17 protein-coding genes are annotated in these 15,920 nt (G+C 28.5%); 11 read left to right on the forward strand and 6 right to left on the reverse strand.

The features are described from left to right. Positions 1 to 149: 149 nt before the first annotated feature. On the reverse strand, positions 150 to 488 hold the full coding sequence (locus HALO113_RS09540) for an HU family DNA-binding protein (protein ID WP_255477890.1): 339 nt from the start codon (positions 486 to 488) through the stop codon (positions 150 to 152). An 88-nt stretch (positions 489 to 576) separates the two neighbouring features. On the opposite strand from HALO113_RS09540, the gene mutY reads away from it, so the two are divergent. The 4 genes from mutY to gldD are packed head-to-tail and all read left to right on the forward strand — an operon-like array spanning position 577 to position 3,971. Further along, a complete protein-coding gene (mutY, locus tag HALO113_RS09545; protein WP_159778806.1) occupies positions 577 to 1,605 on the forward strand; it encodes an A/G-specific adenine glycosylase in 1,029 nt (342 codons plus the stop codon). A gap of 46 nt (positions 1,606 to 1,651) precedes the next feature. Beyond that, on the forward strand, positions 1,652 to 2,101 hold the full coding sequence (locus tag HALO113_RS09550; RefSeq protein WP_159778807.1) for a single-stranded DNA-binding protein: 450 nt from the start codon (positions 1,652 to 1,654) through the stop codon (positions 2,099 to 2,101). A 22-nt stretch (positions 2,102 to 2,123) separates the two neighbouring features. Then, a complete protein-coding gene (locus HALO113_RS09555) occupies positions 2,124 to 3,416 on the forward strand; it encodes a gliding motility-associated protein GldE (RefSeq protein ID WP_159778808.1) in 1,293 nt (430 codons plus the stop codon). A gap of 3 nt (positions 3,417 to 3,419) precedes the next feature. After that, a complete protein-coding gene (gene gldD / locus HALO113_RS09560; RefSeq protein ID WP_159778809.1) occupies positions 3,420 to 3,971 on the forward strand; it encodes a gliding motility lipoprotein GldD in 552 nt (183 codons plus the stop codon). A 184-nt stretch (positions 3,972 to 4,155) separates the two neighbouring features. Here gldD and HALO113_RS09565 read toward each other — a convergent pair whose 3' ends face one another. After that, positions 4,156 to 4,500 carry a heavy-metal-associated domain-containing protein gene (locus HALO113_RS09565; protein ID WP_159778810.1) on the reverse strand — a complete coding sequence of 115 codons (345 nt, stop codon included), beginning with the start codon at positions 4,498 to 4,500 and terminating at the stop codon, positions 4,156 to 4,158. A 106-nt stretch (positions 4,501 to 4,606) separates the two neighbouring features. Between HALO113_RS09565 and HALO113_RS09570 the strand changes: the two genes are divergently transcribed. Continuing rightward, the gene (locus HALO113_RS09570) at positions 4,607 to 5,482 is read left to right on the forward strand and encodes a DMT family transporter (protein WP_159778811.1); all 876 of its coding nucleotides are present in this window, start codon (positions 4,607 to 4,609) and stop codon (positions 5,480 to 5,482) included. Positions 5,483 to 5,534: 52 nt separating this feature from the next. Here HALO113_RS09570 and HALO113_RS09575 read toward each other — a convergent pair whose 3' ends face one another. Both HALO113_RS09575 and HALO113_RS09580 read right to left on the reverse strand, forming a co-directional pair. Continuing rightward, entirely contained in the window at positions 5,535 to 7,589 is a 2,055-nt protein-coding gene (locus HALO113_RS09575) for a pitrilysin family protein (protein ID WP_159778812.1), read from the reverse strand. Positions 7,590 to 7,597: 8 nt separating this feature from the next. Continuing rightward, entirely contained in the window at positions 7,598 to 8,923 is a 1,326-nt protein-coding gene (locus HALO113_RS09580) for a pitrilysin family protein (protein ID WP_159778813.1), read from the reverse strand. 176 nt (positions 8,924 to 9,099) lie between these two features. On the opposite strand from HALO113_RS09580, the gene rplU reads away from it, so the two are divergent. Continuing rightward, on the forward strand, positions 9,100 to 9,774 hold the full coding sequence (gene rplU, locus HALO113_RS09585; protein ID WP_159778814.1) for a 50S ribosomal protein L21: 675 nt from the start codon (positions 9,100 to 9,102) through the stop codon (positions 9,772 to 9,774). Between the two features lie 32 nt (positions 9,775 to 9,806). Next, positions 9,807 to 10,067 (forward strand): 50S ribosomal protein L27, encoded by a 261-nt coding sequence (gene rpmA, locus HALO113_RS09590; protein WP_140997365.1) that lies wholly within the window; start codon positions 9,807 to 9,809, stop codon positions 10,065 to 10,067. Between the two features lie 127 nt (positions 10,068 to 10,194). Here the strand turns inward: rpmA and HALO113_RS09595 are convergent, their stop codons facing one another. Continuing rightward, positions 10,195 to 10,752, reverse strand: coding sequence for a hypothetical protein (locus HALO113_RS09595; protein ID WP_159778815.1), 558 nt, complete (start codon positions 10,750 to 10,752; stop codon positions 10,195 to 10,197). Between the two features lie 130 nt (positions 10,753 to 10,882). Here HALO113_RS09595 and HALO113_RS09600 point away from each other — a divergent pair, with 130 nt between their 5' ends. The 4 genes from HALO113_RS09600 to HALO113_RS09615 all read left to right on the forward strand — a co-directional run bounded on the left by HALO113_RS09600 (position 10,883) and on the right by HALO113_RS09615 (position 15,616). Further along, complete coding sequence (locus HALO113_RS09600) at positions 10,883 to 11,593, forward strand: DNA/RNA non-specific endonuclease (protein ID WP_236554647.1); 711 nt, start codon at positions 10,883 to 10,885, stop codon at positions 11,591 to 11,593. A gap of 105 nt (positions 11,594 to 11,698) precedes the next feature. Next, entirely contained in the window at positions 11,699 to 11,851 is a 153-nt protein-coding gene (locus HALO113_RS09605; RefSeq protein WP_201297596.1) for a hypothetical protein, read from the forward strand. Between the two features lie 81 nt (positions 11,852 to 11,932). Continuing rightward, positions 11,933 to 13,459: a vitamin K epoxide reductase family protein gene (locus tag HALO113_RS09610; RefSeq protein WP_159778817.1), complete on the forward strand. Its 1,527-nt coding sequence runs from the start codon at positions 11,933 to 11,935 to the stop codon at positions 13,457 to 13,459. 390 nt (positions 13,460 to 13,849) lie between these two features. Beyond that, the gene (locus HALO113_RS09615; RefSeq protein ID WP_159778818.1) at positions 13,850 to 15,616 is read left to right on the forward strand and encodes an AraC family transcriptional regulator; all 1,767 of its coding nucleotides are present in this window, start codon (positions 13,850 to 13,852) and stop codon (positions 15,614 to 15,616) included. Here HALO113_RS09615 and HALO113_RS09620 read toward each other — a convergent pair. Then, positions 15,609 to 15,869: a hypothetical protein gene (locus HALO113_RS09620; protein WP_159778819.1), complete on the reverse strand. Its 261-nt coding sequence runs from the start codon at positions 15,867 to 15,869 to the stop codon at positions 15,609 to 15,611. The genes HALO113_RS09615 and HALO113_RS09620 overlap by 8 nt on opposite strands. Between the last annotated feature and the right edge of the window lie 51 nt (positions 15,870 to 15,920).

Genomic DNA, 15,920 nt, shown 5'->3' on the forward strand with positions numbered 1-15,920 from the left:
CTTTAAAAAAAGAAAAGTAGTTTTAAACTACTTTTTCTTTTTGTGACGGTTAGCTCTCGCTCTTTTTTTACGTTTGTGAGTTGCTACCTTATGTCTTTTTCTCTTTTTACCACTTGGCATAACGTTGTTGGTTTAGATTAATAAATGATTTATACTGCTACTTCAGTTTTGGTTTTTACGCTCTCAACAAACACTTTAGCAGGCTTAAATGCTGGAATATTGTGAGCAGGAATTTTAATTGTTGTGTTTTTTGAAATGTTTCTTCCAGTTTTCTCAGCTCTTGTCTTGATGATGAAGCTTCCAAAACCTCTTAAATATACATTATCACCTGTTTCCAATGAGTTTTTTACTTCTTCCATAAAAGTCTCTACAGTTGCTTGAACATCAGATTTTTCAAGACCTAGTTTTTCAGAAATTTTAGCTACAATGTCTGCTTTCGTCATTTTCTTTCGTATTAATATTTTTATCTTCTTTTTTTGAGTTTGCAAATATATGAATTAAAAAAATAATAAATCAATCATAATTAATTAATTTTTAAGCCTTAATATTTTTATTTTTGTTTCCCAATAATTAAAAATGAATTTTTCTAAAACCTTAATAGCTTGGTATTTACAAAACAAAAGAGATTTGCCATGGAGAAAAACTACAAATCCGTACTTTATTTGGCTCTCTGAAATTATCCTCCAACAAACGCGTGTAGCACAAGGCAAACCTTATTATGAGTCATTTATTACACGTTTTCCTACTGTTTATGATTTAGCAAATGCTTCTGAAGAGGAAGTTTTGAAATTATGGCAAGGTTTGGGTTATTATTCACGAGCTAGAAATCTACATAGTGCAGCTCAAACCATAGTTGAAAAATGGAATGGAATATTTCCATTATCTTATACTGAATTGCTTCTTTTAAAAGGAATTGGTGAATATACTGCTGCTGCTATCGCTTCTTTTTCATACAACGAACCTATAGCAGTAGTGGACGGTAATGTTTTTAGAGTATTGTCTAGGATTTTTGGGATGGATATAGATATTAGTTTAGGTAGTACAAAAAAAGAATTTCAAAAAAAAGCGCAAGACCTTTTACCTGTTAAACAAGCAGCTATATTTAATCAGGCTATTATGGAATTTGGTGCTTTGCAATGTGTGCCTAAGAATCCTAATTGTTCAAGTTGTGTTTTTAACGCAAATTGCTATGCTTATTTGCATAATAAAATTAAAGATTTCCCTGTAAAAAGTAAGAAGACAAAAACTAGTAATCGTTATTTTAATTATCTTGTTATAAGGGATAAAAAATCTAATTTTTTAATTTCAAAAAGGCAAGATAAAGGTATTTGGTATAATTTATATGAGTTTACGTTGTTGGAATTTGAAGACAATAAAAATATTGAGGATGTTATTCTAGAAATAGAAAAAAAATATAATCCAAACTATTTAGTGGTAAAAAATGAAAGTGAAATAATACATAAATTATCTCATCAACATTTACATATACGTTTTTTTGAATTGAAATATGACAAAGTTATTCCAGAAGCAATTCCTTTATTTGAGATGCTAAAACTACCCATGCCAGTAGTAATTCATAATTTTATAGCTTCAAATTATTTATAATAACTCCAAAAAAAGTACTATATTTGATTTAAAATTTATATACGCCATGAATGGAACTTTAAATAAAGTCCTTTTAATAGGTCATTTAGGAGATGAGATTAAAATGCATTATTTTGATGGGGGAAATTGTATAGGAAGATTTCCATTAGCAACTAATGAAATTTATATTAATAAATCGACTGGAGAAAAAATTACATCAACTGAATGGCATAATATAGTTGTAAGGAATAAAGCGGCTGAAATCTGTGAGAAATATCTTTCTAAAGGAGATAAGATTTACATAGAAGGAAGAATCAAATCGCGTCAATGGCAAGCAGAAGATGGAAGCACAAAGTATACTACTGAAATTCAGGTTACTGAATTTACTTTTTTGAATACTAAAAAAGAATCTGAAGCAACTAAACAAAATTTTAAACCAGAAGCTCCTGAATCATCAAAAAATAGTAATTTTGACAGCTTAAATGAGCATTCTCATAATGACGATTTACCTTTTTAATGTTTAATTAATATATTTTACTTTGGATTCTGATCCTTCCAGTTTTACAACAACTATCGATTTTGAGCTGCTAATAGGATTATTAGCTGTGTTATTTTTGCTTGTCTGTTCCGCATTTATATCTGGCTCTGAAGTTGCTCTATTTTCTCTTTCACAAAAAGATGTTGATGATTTAACAGAAACAGATGGTAATAAAGGTTTGATAATTGCTAAATTATTAGAGAAACCAAAAAAATTATTAGCAACTATTTTAGTTGCCAATAATTTTATAAATATTGCGGTAGTAATTTTATTTTCTTCTATAAGTGAAAAGATATTTAAATCTGTAACTTCTAATTTGCTTCGATTCATACTTGAAGTTGTGGTTGTTACATTTTTAATATTATTGTTTGGTGAAGTTTTACCAAAAATTTATGCCAATAGAAATAATGTTAATTTTTCAAAAAAAATTTATTTACCTATTTCTATTTTAGACAAACTACTTTCTCCTCTTACTATTCCAATGCGTAATATCATTTTATATGTAGAGAAAAAATTTAGTGCACAAAAGACTAGTTTTTCAGTGGATCAATTATCTCAAGCTTTAGAATTAACCAATCAAGCAGAAACAACTCAAGAGGAACAAAAAATTTTAGAAGGCATAGTTACTTTTGGAAATACAGAAGTAAGACAGGTAATGAGTCCAAGAATAGACATCTTTGCTTTAGATAAAGAAGAAACATTTTTAGATATTATGCCTAAAATTGTTGAAAAAGGCTATTCGAGAATTCCAATTTATAACGAAAATATAGATCAGATTGAAGGGGTTTTGTTTATCAAAGATTTAATTCCTTATATCGATGAAAAAGATTTCGAGTGGCAATCTTTAATTCGTGATCCTTTTTTTATTCCTGAAAACAAAAGGTTAGATAATTTATTGAAAGAGTTTCAGGGCATGAAGAATCATTTGGCTATTGTGGTAGATGAATACGGAGGAACTTCTGGATTAGTATCTTTAGAAGATATTTTAGAAGAGATAGTGGGAGACATTAGCGATGAGTTTGATGATGAAAATATTATTTATACGCAGATAGACGATAAAAATTATTTGTTTGAAGGGAAAATAAGCTTAAAGGATTTTTATAGAATTATTGATATAAATGGTTCTGAGTTTGAAGATAAAAAAGGAGAGGCTGAAACACTAGCAGGATTTTTGTTAGAAATCTCTGGTAATTTTCCTAAAAAAAATCAGAAAATTACATTTAATTCTTACCTTTTTACAGTGGAAAGTGTAGATAAAAGAAGAATTAAGCAAATTAAAATTACTATAGTTTAAAAGATGAAAAAAAATATTTATTTGCTGTTGTTTTCAATGATTTTTATTTCTTGTGGTGAAGATACTATTCCAAAACCTAAAGGACAATTGCGATTAGATTATCCCGAAGCTACTTATGGTGTTTTAAGTGGGAGTTGCCCTTTTACATTTGATATAAATGATAATGTTAAAGTAAAGTCGAATGAAAATTGTTCTTTTGAATTACATTATCCAAAGATGAAAGCTACAATCTATTTAACTTATAAACCAGTTGAAAATAATATTGACGACTTATTAAAAGATGCGCAAAAATTAACTTATGATCATGTTATTAAAGCAGATGATATTCTTGAGCAACCTTATATTAATAAACAGAAAAAGGTTTATGGAATGTTTTATGAGGTAGGTGGTAATGCGGCAACAAATGCTCAATTTTATGTAACAGATAGTACTAAAAATTTTATTGTTGGTAGTTTATATTTTTACGCAAAGCCAAATTTTGATTCGATTTTACCAGCAGCAGATTACGTAAAAAATGATATTCAAAATATTATAGAGACAATAAATTGGAAATAAAAAAAGGAACGATAGTTCCTTTTTTTATTATTTCTTATTTTATAGAGTTCCTGTTTCTTTTTTGTCGCTACAAGAAGATTTTCCAGCACAACATGATTTCTTTTCTTCTTTTTTTTTCAGTAGTGCCTTCTTTTGCCTTAGATTTTTTCTTTTTCTCTTTGTCTGTAAAGAAAGCCTTGTCTTTTTATGATTTTATATTTGAAACTTTATATAAATCTCCACCACCAACTTTTTCAACTGTCTCAGTTAATGATTCAGGAGTTTGTTTTTGCTTGTCATAAGTTATTGTAGCTGTTTTGTTTTCAAAATCAACTTTTACTTCACTTACCCCTTCAAGTCCTACTAGTTTATTTTCTATTACTTTTGCGCATCCTTCTGGGCAGGTCATCCCATCAATCGTAAAAGAGGCTGTTGCTAGATTTTCTGGAGCTATTGAGGTTTTTTCAACGCTAGTAGCTTCTTCCTTTTTACAACTTAGAAATACAGTGAATGAAAATAGAATGATAGCTAATAATTTGATATTTTTCATATTTAAGAATTTTAAAAATGTTATTCTGTTAATTAATACAAATTTATGGAAAAATTGATGGTCAAATTAAAATAAAATGTGAATTTTGAATTATAAAATAGATTTTATGGAAAATAATAATACTAAATGGTATTTGTTGGCTTTTTTGGGGTGTGTTTGGGGAAGCTCTTTTATACTTATGCAATTGGGTTTAAAAGGAGTTAATTCTGTGCAATTGGGTAGTTTACGAATTTTATTTGCAGGTCTTTTTTTAATAGTTGTTGGTTTTAAAGAAATAGCAAAAATCCCTTTACATAAATGGAAATATATTGCCTTAACCGCATTATGTGGTACTTTTTTTCCTGTTTATTTGTTTGCCTTGGCTTTATCAAAAATTGACGGCTCAGTAAGCTCCATTTTAAATTCACTTACTCCATTAAATACGCTTATAGTTGGATTGTTGCTTTTTGGAACTAGTGTAGAAAGGAGACAGGTTTTTGGCGTATTTATTGGTTTTGTAGGTTGTTTGCTGTTGGTCTTATTTGGAGAAGGAGAAAATACAACAGAAAATTATTCTTATGCTTTATTTATATTGTTGGCATCATTATTTTATGGAATAAATGTGAATTTAATAAAAAAATATTTATCCGATTTAAAACCTTTAACGATTAGTACGGGTAATTTTCTAATTATTTTTATTCCTGCTTTAGTTGTACTTTATTTTTCTGATTTTTTTGCTGTTGCAACTCAGGAAAAAGTGATTACATCTTTAGGGTATATAGCAGTTTTAGGAATGATTGGAACTGGTCTTTCTAATATCTTATTCTTTAAATTAATTCAATTGTCTTCACCTGTTTTTGCAGCATCAGTTACTTATGTTATTCCAGTCGTAGCTATTTTGTTAGGTTATTTCTTTATGAATGAAAGCTTAAATTTTATACAGGCATGCGGTGCGTTTATTGTGCTATTGGGTGTTTATTTGTCGAGTAGAAAAAATAGTTGATAAAAAAAGCTCTCAATTATTGAGAGCTTTTAGATCTTTTATAAATATAGAATTATTCAAAATCTTTATCAGTAACTCCTTCGTTAATTTTAACTTCAGAAGTAGTAAATTCTAAATCCATGCCAAAATTCATAATTGTTTTATATGGAAATTTGATTCCTTTCACATCTTTATAATCTTCAAAATAAGTAGTTTGTGTCATTTTTTGACCGCTTTGTTCTAATTCTGTTGCTTCTGCTACTTTAAAACCAGTTTTGGCATCATAGTAATAAATTGTTTTATCTTTTTTGATACCATACGCATCACTACCTTTAATGTTTTCAATTAAAATTTCAAGAGAATTGTTTTTTAATAAATCAAGTTCGATAAAAGGTGAAGCAGATTCAGTGATTTTTTTTAGTTTTTCTGCATCCGTTATTTCTCTTGATTGACCCTGTTGAATTTCTCTTGCTTTTATACCATTAGTCTTTACTCCGCCTAAATCCATACCCATACCCGAAATAACAAATGACATTTTATTGCCAATTGATCTTTTTATTGTTAAAGTTAATGGCTGACCTTGAATAGTTCCAGAAGCAAACATAGCTGTTGTCTTAACATCCTTTAATGCTTTTTCACCACCAATTGCATCTAAATATTTTTTTAATACAGATTGTGTAGTTACACCTGCTGGAATTTCTTTTTTAACTACAGGTTTGTCTGCTTTATTGCCAAATTTATCAAAGTATAAAATAGGGAGTTTTTCTTTTTTGCTCATTGCTTCTAATGAAGGAAGAACATCAGCTGCTTTACCTACAATTACAACTCTAGAATTGTCAGCTAAAAAATATTTTTGTGCTGCATTTTTAATATCTTCTGCTGTAACTGCATTAATGTTTTTAATATAGTTTTCATAAAAATCATCTGGCAATCCTTGTGTTTCTTTGTTTAATGCATACCTAGCAATAGTAGTTGGTTTTTCAATTTGCATTACAAAATTACCTACATATTTCGCTTTTGCATTACGCAATTCTTCGTCAGAAACTAGTTCTGTTCTAATTCTTTTTAATTCGTTGAAAATTTCAACAACGGCACTGTCAGTAACTGCATTTCTGACAGCTGCACCTGAACGAAATTTATTGATATATTTTCCAGAACCTAAACTAGAATAAGATCCATAAGTCCATCCATGTTTTTCACGTAAATTTAGGAATAATCTTCCTTCACCGCCTCCGCCTAAGATTTGATTGGCTAAAATGGCAGCAAAATAATCTTTATCTGTCATTTTTAATTTTGACAAATTAACCACAGCCACTTCCGATTGTACTGCATTTGGAGCATCAATAAAATTGATTTGGTTGTATTGAACGTCAACTGGGTCAGAGTAAGTTAGTGCTGGAGCCGTAGCTTTTTTCCATTTTCCAAATAACTTTTCAACTTCTTTTTTAGTTTCTTTTACATTAACATCACCTACGATTACTAAATAAGCATTTCCGGGTACGAAATAAGTGTTGTAATTTAATTTAACATCATCAAGAGTAATGTTTTTTAAAGTTTCTTCAGTAACATATTCCCCATTATAATGATTTTTTCCATATGTTAGAGCACCTTCCACTCTTCTTGCAATAGAAGTAACACTTTTTTCATCCGCTTTTAAACCCTCAATGGCTTTTGCTACTTCTTTGTCGAATTCTTCTTGTACAAATATTGGATTTAAAGCACCGTCTGCCATTAATTCTAATAATCTTTTCGAATATCTTGAAAGACCATTTGCAGAAGCCCCCTCATTCCAAAAATTAATATCTGCACCTAAGAAATCAATTTCTTCATTAAATGCATCTTTAGAGGTAGTTGTAGTACCATTGCCAATCATTGAACTTACAATGTTAGATAATCCTTTTTTGTTTCCTTCTGCATAAGGTGTATTATCTAATGTTAATGTGTAGGAAACTCTTGGTAATTTGTGATTTTCCACAATTAATACTTTCAACCCATTTTTTAAAGTAAAACTTTCAGGTTTTTTAATATTAATACTTGGAGCTGGTCCTGGTTTAGGTTGTGGTCTGTCTTGTGCTTGCATAGTAATTGTTAAAAACAAACTTGCTGCAATATATAGTATTTTTTTCATCTTCAATATTAGTTTTGAGTTTTGTCTTTAGCTGGAATATAATCTAAAATCATTCTTTGATTTGGATTTAAATATTTTTTAGCTACCTCTCTAATTTCTTCTCTGGTAATTGAACGATAAATGTCAATTTCGGTATTTATCAAGTTGATGTCGCCATATAATAAATAGTATGTTGCTAAACTGCTTGCGATTCCTTCTACACTAGCATTGCTATTTACATATTGGTTTTCGAATTTATTTTGTAATTTTTGATAATCTTTTTCGGAAATTAAATCAGTTTGAACTTTTACAATTTCTTCATCAATTTCTTTAATTAGATCATCTGAAGTTTTGCCTTGCATTGGAATTCCGTAAATTAAATACATTCCATAATCTTCTTGACTATTATTGAAAGCTCCAACTTGTAAAGCCATTTTTTTGTCATCAACTAATTTTTTGTATAATTTTGAACTTTTCCCATCAGATAAATAAGATGAAATCATGTCTAACACTCTAGCATCGCGAGTTTTCATGGATGGAGTTCTGTAAGTAGCTAATACCATTGGTAACTGAACATTAGGGTCTTCCCAAGTTGTTCTGAATTCTTTAGTAATAGGTTCTTCTGTGTAAGTTTTACGTTCTACTGCAGGTCCTTTTTTGATTGGACCAAAATATTCTTTAATCCATTTTTTTGCATTTTCTTTGTCAAATTGACCAGCAACTACAAGAACTGCATTGTTTGGAATATAGAATTTTTTATTAAATGCTTGAAATTCTTCAAGTGTTGCAGCATCTAAATGTTCCATTTCTCCAATGGTAGTCCATCGATATGGGTGAACCTTAAACATATTTTCTTTTACTGCTTTAAAAATATTTCCATAAGGCTGATTGTCAACACGTAAACGCTTTTCTTCTTTTACTACTTCATTTTGTGTGTCTACTCCAATCTGATTAATAACTGGGTGCATTAATCTTTCAGATTCCATCCATAAGGCTAATTCTAAATTGTTTGAAGGAAAAACCTCGTAATAGTATGTTCTATCGTCAGTTGTGTTGGCATTATTATTACCGCCATTTGCAGTAACTAATTTAAACCACTCACCACGTTCTATATTTTTAGTTCCTTCAAATAATAAATGTTCAAAAAAATGAGCAAATCCTGTACGATTAGGTTGTTCATCTTTAGCTCCTACGTGATACATAACAGATGTAATAACTACTGGAGCAGAATTGTCTTGATGAAGTACAACGTGAAGTCCGTTATCTAAATCATATTCATCAAATGTTACTTTTTGGGCATATGTCGACCCACCTATAAGAAGTGCAGTACTCAAAGCCATTAAAGATTTTTTCATATGTTAATATTTGAGTTATTTTTTCAATGTGTCGTTATTTGATGAATAATGTTACACTTTTTGATAAAAATAAATTTCTTTATGGAACAAGATCAAAAAAAAACAATCACTTGTTGGTTGAATGATAAATTGTTGTATATTTGCACACTTGAAAAATTAACTAAATTCATATTCGTATGTATGCAATCGTAGAGATAGCAGGGCAACAATTTAAAGTAAGCAAAGACCAAAAGGTTTATGTACACCGTTTAGGAGAAGAAGAAGGAAACAAAGTTTCTTTTGACAAAGTTCTTTTATTAGACGATAATGGTACTGTAACTCTAGGCGCCCCAGCTATAGATGGAGCTTCTGTTGAGGCAAAAGTCTTAAAACACCTTAAAGGTGACAAAGTAATCGTTTTCAAAAAGAAAAGAAGAAAAGGATTTAAAAAGAAAAATGGTCACAGACAATCATTAACTCAAATCATTATTGAGGGAATTGTAGCTTCTGGAAGTAAAAAAGCAGCTCCTAAAAAAGAAACTGCTCCAAAAGCTGAAAAAGTAGCTGATGCACCTGTAGCTGAAAAAGCTGCTCCAAAAGCAAAAGCTTCAAAAAAGGCTGATGATTTAAAAAAAATTGAAGGTATTGGACCAAAAGCTGCTGATGTATTAGTGGCTGCAGGTATTGATACTTTTGCTAAACTAGCTAAAACAAAAGCAGATAAAGTTAAAGAAATTTTAGATGCAGCTGAAGCTAAAGTTCAACATTTAGATCCTACTACATGGGCACAACAAGCACAGTTAGCTGCTGATGAAAAATGGGATGAATTACAAAAATTACAAGACGAATTAAACGGAGGTAAAGCTGTTTAATTTTAATATTAATTTATAAAACTTATAACGTCATGGCTCACAAGAAAGGTGTCGGTAGTTCTAAGAATGGTAGAGAATCAGAATCGAAACGTTTAGGTGTTAAGATTTATGGTGGTCAAGCGGCAATTGCTGGTAACATCATTGTTAGACAAAGAGGTTCTAAACACAATCCAGGTGAAAATGTTTACATGGGTAAAGATCATACTTTACATGCTAAAGTTGATGGTGTTGTACAATTTCAAAAGAAAAAAGATAATAAATCTTATGTTTCAATAGTTCCTTTTGAAGCATAATTTTTAAAATTATCATTATCATAAAAAAACCAGCATTTTTGCTGGTTTTTTTATTTAAAATTGTAGCGTAATTTTCACTTTTATTTTAAAACGGTTTGATTTTGTTATATTGAATTTTTGGATTGGATTAGTTTAATTTTGATAATTTTTTTTCCGCTTTATCTAAATTGGATTGTTGTTTGCGTAAGTTTTCTTCTTTTTTTAAAATTTTCTCTTTTCTTTTTAATTCGTCATTTGGACTTAGTTTTCCTTTCATCTGATCTTTTTCAAACTTCAATCTTTCTTTTTCGATGTCTTTCTTTTGGCCTGCTATTTTATTTTTGATTTTTTCCACATCCTTTTTTGCATCTTCTCTTTTTTCTTTTGCTTTCTCTATTTCTTTTTCTTTTTTTTCTCTCTTTTTCTCTGATTTTTTTCTTTCTTTTTCAGCTTTTTCCCTTTCCTTTTCGGCTTTTTCCTTTTCTTTTTCAATTTTTTCTCTATCTCTTTCTGCTTTTTCGAGTTCTTTTTTTGCCTTTTCTTCTGCTTTTAATCTATCTTTTTCTGCCTTAAGTTGCGCTTTTTCTATTTCTAACTCTTTTTCCGTCTTTATTTTTGCTACAGATATAGAGTCTTTAACTTCTTGAGAAAAAACATGTTGTATTCCTAATAATAAGAGAACAATTAGTAGTGATTTGGTTTTCATTTCTTTTTATTTAATTTTATCTATGCAAAGATAATTAAAAGCCTAATATATGTATAAGATGAGAGTTTTGATTTGTATATTAAACATTTTTGTTTTTTATTCATGCAAGCAAATTACTGACGTAAGCAAATTGCCAGAGATTTTAAGTGAAGATAATGGGATTTCAAATAAAGAATTTAATTATTTACCGACAAATACTACAGGTGCTGTCTATAAAAAACATACTTATACTTTGTCTTATTCTGAAGAATATGAACAAGCGGAATGGGTAGCCTATGTTTTAAAGTCATCTGATATTATGGAAAATAATTATAAAAGACCTTTTTTTGAAATTGATGAAGAGATTATTACTGGTGCAGCAGATTGGAGAAATTATAAAAAATCGGGTTATAATAAAGGGCATTTATGTCCAGCAGGTGATAGAACCCATTCTTATGAAGATTTTAAAGAAACATTTATAACTTCAAATATTTCACCTCAAAAAAATGATTTTAATGCTGGAATATGGAATAGATTAGAACAGAAGATACGTTATTGGGCCAAAAGACAAGATAGTCTATATGTAATTACTGGAGGTGTTTTAAATGATAATTTGAAGACAATTGGATACGAAAGTGTGGCAGTACCTAACTATTTTTATAAGGTTTTATTATCTAAAGATCATACTAAGATGATTGGTTTTTTATTACCACATGAAGATTCTAATAAGCCTTTATATAGTTTTATTACCACAGTTGATGAAATTGAAAAATTAACAGGTATCGATTTTTTTCCCTCTCTCGATGATGCTGTAGAAAATAGACTTGAAGCTACTAAAGAATATAGTAACTGGGATTTTTGAATTTAACATTTTTGGTAGTTTTCTTGTAAAGTAAAATTATTTTTATTTACTATTATTGTGTGAATAGATTCATTAATGAAAGTGAGTCACTTAAACACTATTCTTATGAAAAAATCCATTTTAAATTTGATAGGAGTTACTATTTTGTCAAAAAAGCAACAAAGAGTAATTAAAGGACAATTAAAAGATTGTATTGATCCTATGACAAACCAATGTAAATATTATAGTTTAGCATGTGCAGATCCATGTAGGATATAATTTTTATGTAAACTTTTCTAAAAACAAATAAATAAGGATAATTTTCGTTTAAAAGGTATTATCCTTTTTTTAATTATATATATGATTTCTATTGTACAAAAATTCTTAAAAATCAATAATTATCTCTCAGTAAGTGATGATTTTGAAAATCTGTATTTATCTCATCCGAATTATCCTAGTTTATATGCAATAACAGATTCATTAGATTTATTGCAAATAGAGAATGTAGCCGCACAGGTTCCTAAGGAACAATTTACAGCGTTACCAGATAATTTTTTAGCCGTATTTGCTGATGATATAGTTTTGGTAAACAAAAAGGATTCGTCTATAATGATAGAAAAAGAGAAAGAAGGGAAGAAGAAACTTTCTACAGATGAATTTTTATTGCAATGGAATGGTATAGTTGTAGCGATAGAGCCCAATGAGGTTGTAAGTAGTAGTAAGAAGGTAACTAGTAATAAATATGTTATCTGTTTTTTAATTCTATTGCTAGTTTTAGCATTGCAATACCCATTTTATAATTTTTTATCGTTTTTGAGTTTAGTAGTTAATTCGGTAGGGTTATTTTTAAGTATCATTATTATAGATGAGAAGTTAAATAAAACGGAAGGAGTAGTTTCAAAAATATGTACGTTTAGTAGTAATACTTCTTGTGAATCGGTTTTAAAATCGGATAGTGCTCGCATTGCTTCTTGGTTGGATTTTTCAGATTTACCTCTTGTTTTTTTTGGAAGTAGTTTGTTGTTTTTACATTTTTCGCCAGGAGCATATCCTATATTAAATTTAATTAGTCTTTTATCTTTACCAATAGTTGGGTATTCTATTTGGTTGCAAAAAATCAAATTAAATAAGTGGTGTGTTTTATGTCTAGGTATTTCTAGTTTGCTAGTTATTCAATCGATTTTTTTTATGATTTATACATTAGATTTTAATTTTAATTATAAATCGTTGCTGCAAGCCTTTGTAATAGTTTTACCAATTTGGTTTGCCATTAAACCTGTATTGTTTAAAAAAGTAACGTTAGAGCAAGAGAATTTAAAGTTATTGAAATTTAAGCGTAATTTTTCAATTTTTTCATCCTTAGAGAAACCAGTGGATTTATTAGATAGATTTAGAGGATTAGAAAAAATAAGATTAGGTAAATCCTCAGCACCTGTTACTGTAGATTTAATACTTAGTCCTAGTTGTGGACATTGTCATACTGCTTTTTCAGAAGGACTTAGTCTAATGCGACAATTTCCTGACAAAGTAAACTTGCATTTGTTTTTTAATTTAAATATTTCTAATGCAGACAATCCTTATTTAGTAGTAGCTAAAAGTTTACTTCAGATAAATAAGAATAATGAGCAAAAAGTGTTAGAAGCATTAGAAGATTGGCATATAAAGCGGATGACATTAAAAGAATGGACAGATAAATGGCAAGAACCATTAGATATGTCGGTTGAAAATGATTTAAGAGAACAATATGAATGGTGCTTGGAGAATGAATTTAATTATACACCTGTAAAGATTGTGAATGGGAATTTGTATCCTAGCGAATATGAATTAGGGGAGTTGAAATATTTTTTATCAGAAATAGAAGAGAAACAAGAATTAGTTCTTGTATAAGATATTGTTGCAACGATAGTCGGCCAACTACATTAGACTTAAAATAGATGTAGAAATAAACAAATTATAATATTTTAAATTATGAAAAAATCAATTTTAATTTACACAGGAATTTAATCTTATTCAAGAGAGCAGAATAAACAACAATAATACATTCCTGAATTTTAACTATGATTTGTTTAATTGTACTTTTAGTACTAAATAAAAGCAATATTCCATTAGTATGTTTTTATCTTATTTGTAATCCAATAGAAGTAGATATTGTTAAATTAGATATAAATCTCAAATATATAAATAGTTTGTATAGCTCAGAAATATGAATTTTTGGGCTATCTTTTTAAAAATTAATTAACAAATTAAATTATACCTTTGAGGTTTAATTTGATTCTTATGAAATACGTATTCACTTGTATTGTTTTTTTATTTTCTCTTACTGGTTATACACAAGAAATACAATTGTTACCTGATGAGTATGAGAAACTGCAAGATGAATTAAGAATACAAACGGCTACTAATATTGATAGTGCATTTGCGGTTGCTATCAAAATTGGTCAGTCAAATAATCAAATTCATAAAGCTTTTTCTAAAGGAGCACAAGCCTATTTATTAAAGATAAAAGGAGATAGTATAGCATCAATTAAACAATTTGAAAAAGCGATTTCACTAATAAATTCACTTCCATATTCTAAAGAACAAGTAAAGACAAAAGCATACATTTTAAATTATCAAGGAATCTGTGATATACAAAAAGGTGATTTAAATGCAGCATTATTAAAACTATTGGAAGGTGAAAAATTATCGATTAGCGTAGGTGATATAGTTCAGGCAGTTAAGTTTAATACTAATATTGCATTGATTAATGGAGAAATTGGTAATTATAAAACTGCGATTAATAAAGCCAAGTATTCTGAATATTTGGTTGAAAAAAATAAAAATCTTTATAGCTCAGAACAATATAAATTAAATAAAAGTAATATTTATTTGTCATTAGGTCGATATTATGAATACAGCTTTAAACAAGATTATGAAACAAATAAATCGTATCTAGATTCGGCTACATATTATTATAATAAGACAATTTTGTATTCAAAAAATCTCATCACAAATAAAATTAAAGCTCAAAACAACCTTGCCAATGTTTATTATCACCAAGAAAATTTTGAAGAAGCAGAAAAAAATTATCAAAATATAGTATCAGAATCATTTGAACATGGTTTAACTTATGATTATGCTATTGGGTTGTATAATTTAGGAAATTTTTATTATTGGGAAAAAAAATATAAGAGAGCTCTAACTTATTTCCAAAAATATGACTCCTTACACGTAGTACATGATATTGATAAATATAATTTCGTTAATTCAAATTATTATCAGTCAAAGATTTATGAGTTTTTAAATGATTATGATAATACATTAAAGCATACAGAAATCTATTTAAAAAATTTTGAAAAAAACGAATTTAAAATTAATGAAGAAAGTGTTAAAATTAATTCCATACAAAATAATTTAGAATTAAAAGAAGAAATTACTCTCTTACAGAAAAGATATCAAGCAAAAATATTTTGGCGAAACGTTTTATATTTATCAGCTGGAGTAATTGTATTTTTATTATTGGTATTACTCATTAGAAACAGTATTGAAAAGAAAAAAAGTAATGCAAAATATAAAAGTATTATTGAGAATTTTAAGAATCAACTTAAGCAAAAGGAGGATTTTATCCAAAACGTTGAAAAAGAGATTCTGACTTATCATGATCAGGAAGCGGTATCTTCAAATATGACAATAAATATTGATGAACAAAAAGAGAAAGAAATACTAAATAGTCTTAAAAACATTGAAGATAAATTAATCTTTTTGAATCAAGATTTTACGCTTCAATATGTAGCAAAAAAAATAAAAACAAATACGACTTATTTATCTTATATTGTAAATAAAAATTTCAGTAAGACTTTTAGTGAATATGCTAACGAGTTGAAAATTAATTATGTGGTTAATGAAATGATTACTAATTCTAAATATAGGAAATATTCTACTCAAGCAATTGCTGAAAGTGTTGGTTATAAAAATGCTACCTCTTTTACAAGGTCTTTTAGCAAAAAAACAGGACTAAGTCCTGTTCAATTTGCTAAAAAATTAGAGGATGAAGATTTTAATTAGATGGACTACTTGGTAAATTAACTGTGTCATCATTATCGTTTGTAAGCGTACTAAAAGTTATAGAAGATGAAGTAGTACCACTACCTGGACCAGCCCAAGTTGGATCTGTTGGGTCTTCTATGAATTCATCGTCTAAAAGGACAGGAGCTGTTGGTCTATTTGGATCAATTCCCCCTATAATATGTTTTTTTGATTTGCTGTTTAATTGAAATTTTTCAAAATCGACTACATTTTTCACATTTGTTTTTTTCATAATATATACAGTAATTAAATTGTTTTCTCAAATGTAATAAATTAATTGTAC

The sequence above is a fragment of the Flavobacterium sp. 9AF genome (genome assembly GCF_902506265.1).
GTDB lineage: Bacteria > Bacteroidota > Bacteroidia > Flavobacteriales > Flavobacteriaceae > Flavobacterium.

Bases quoted from the DNA above. Each gene is read 5' to 3' on its own strand.
- mutY (WP_159778806.1), top strand. From the start codon at position 577: ATGAATTTTTCTAAAACCTTAATAGCTTGGTATTTACAAAACAAAAGA.
- HALO113_RS09550 (WP_159778807.1), top strand. From the start codon at position 1,652: ATGAATGGAACTTTAAATAAAGTCCTTTTAATAGGTCATTTAGGAGAT.
- gldD (WP_159778809.1), top strand. From the start codon at position 3,420: ATGAAAAAAAATATTTATTTGCTGTTGTTTTCAATGATTTTTATTTCT.
- HALO113_RS09565 (WP_159778810.1), bottom strand. From the start codon at position 4,500: ATGAAAAATATCAAATTATTAGCTATCATTCTATTTTCATTCACTGTA.
- HALO113_RS09570 (WP_159778811.1), top strand. From the start codon at position 4,607: ATGGAAAATAATAATACTAAATGGTATTTGTTGGCTTTTTTGGGGTGT.
- HALO113_RS09575 (WP_159778812.1), bottom strand. From the start codon at position 7,589: ATGAAAAAAATACTATATATTGCAGCAAGTTTGTTTTTAACAATTACT.
- HALO113_RS09580 (WP_159778813.1), bottom strand. From the start codon at position 8,923: ATGAAAAAATCTTTAATGGCTTTGAGTACTGCACTTCTTATAGGTGGG.
- rplU (WP_159778814.1), top strand. From the start codon at position 9,100: ATGTATGCAATCGTAGAGATAGCAGGGCAACAATTTAAAGTAAGCAAA.
- rpmA (WP_140997365.1), top strand. From the start codon at position 9,807: ATGGCTCACAAGAAAGGTGTCGGTAGTTCTAAGAATGGTAGAGAATCA.
- HALO113_RS09595 (WP_159778815.1), bottom strand. From the start codon at position 10,752: ATGAAAACCAAATCACTACTAATTGTTCTCTTATTATTAGGAATACAA.
- HALO113_RS09605 (WP_201297596.1), top strand. From the start codon at position 11,699: ATGAAAAAATCCATTTTAAATTTGATAGGAGTTACTATTTTGTCAAAA.
- HALO113_RS09610 (WP_159778817.1), top strand. From the start codon at position 11,933: ATGATTTCTATTGTACAAAAATTCTTAAAAATCAATAATTATCTCTCA.
- HALO113_RS09615 (WP_159778818.1), top strand. From the start codon at position 13,850: ATGAAATACGTATTCACTTGTATTGTTTTTTTATTTTCTCTTACTGGT.
- HALO113_RS09620 (WP_159778819.1), bottom strand. From the start codon at position 15,869: ATGAAAAAAACAAATGTGAAAAATGTAGTCGATTTTGAAAAATTTCAA.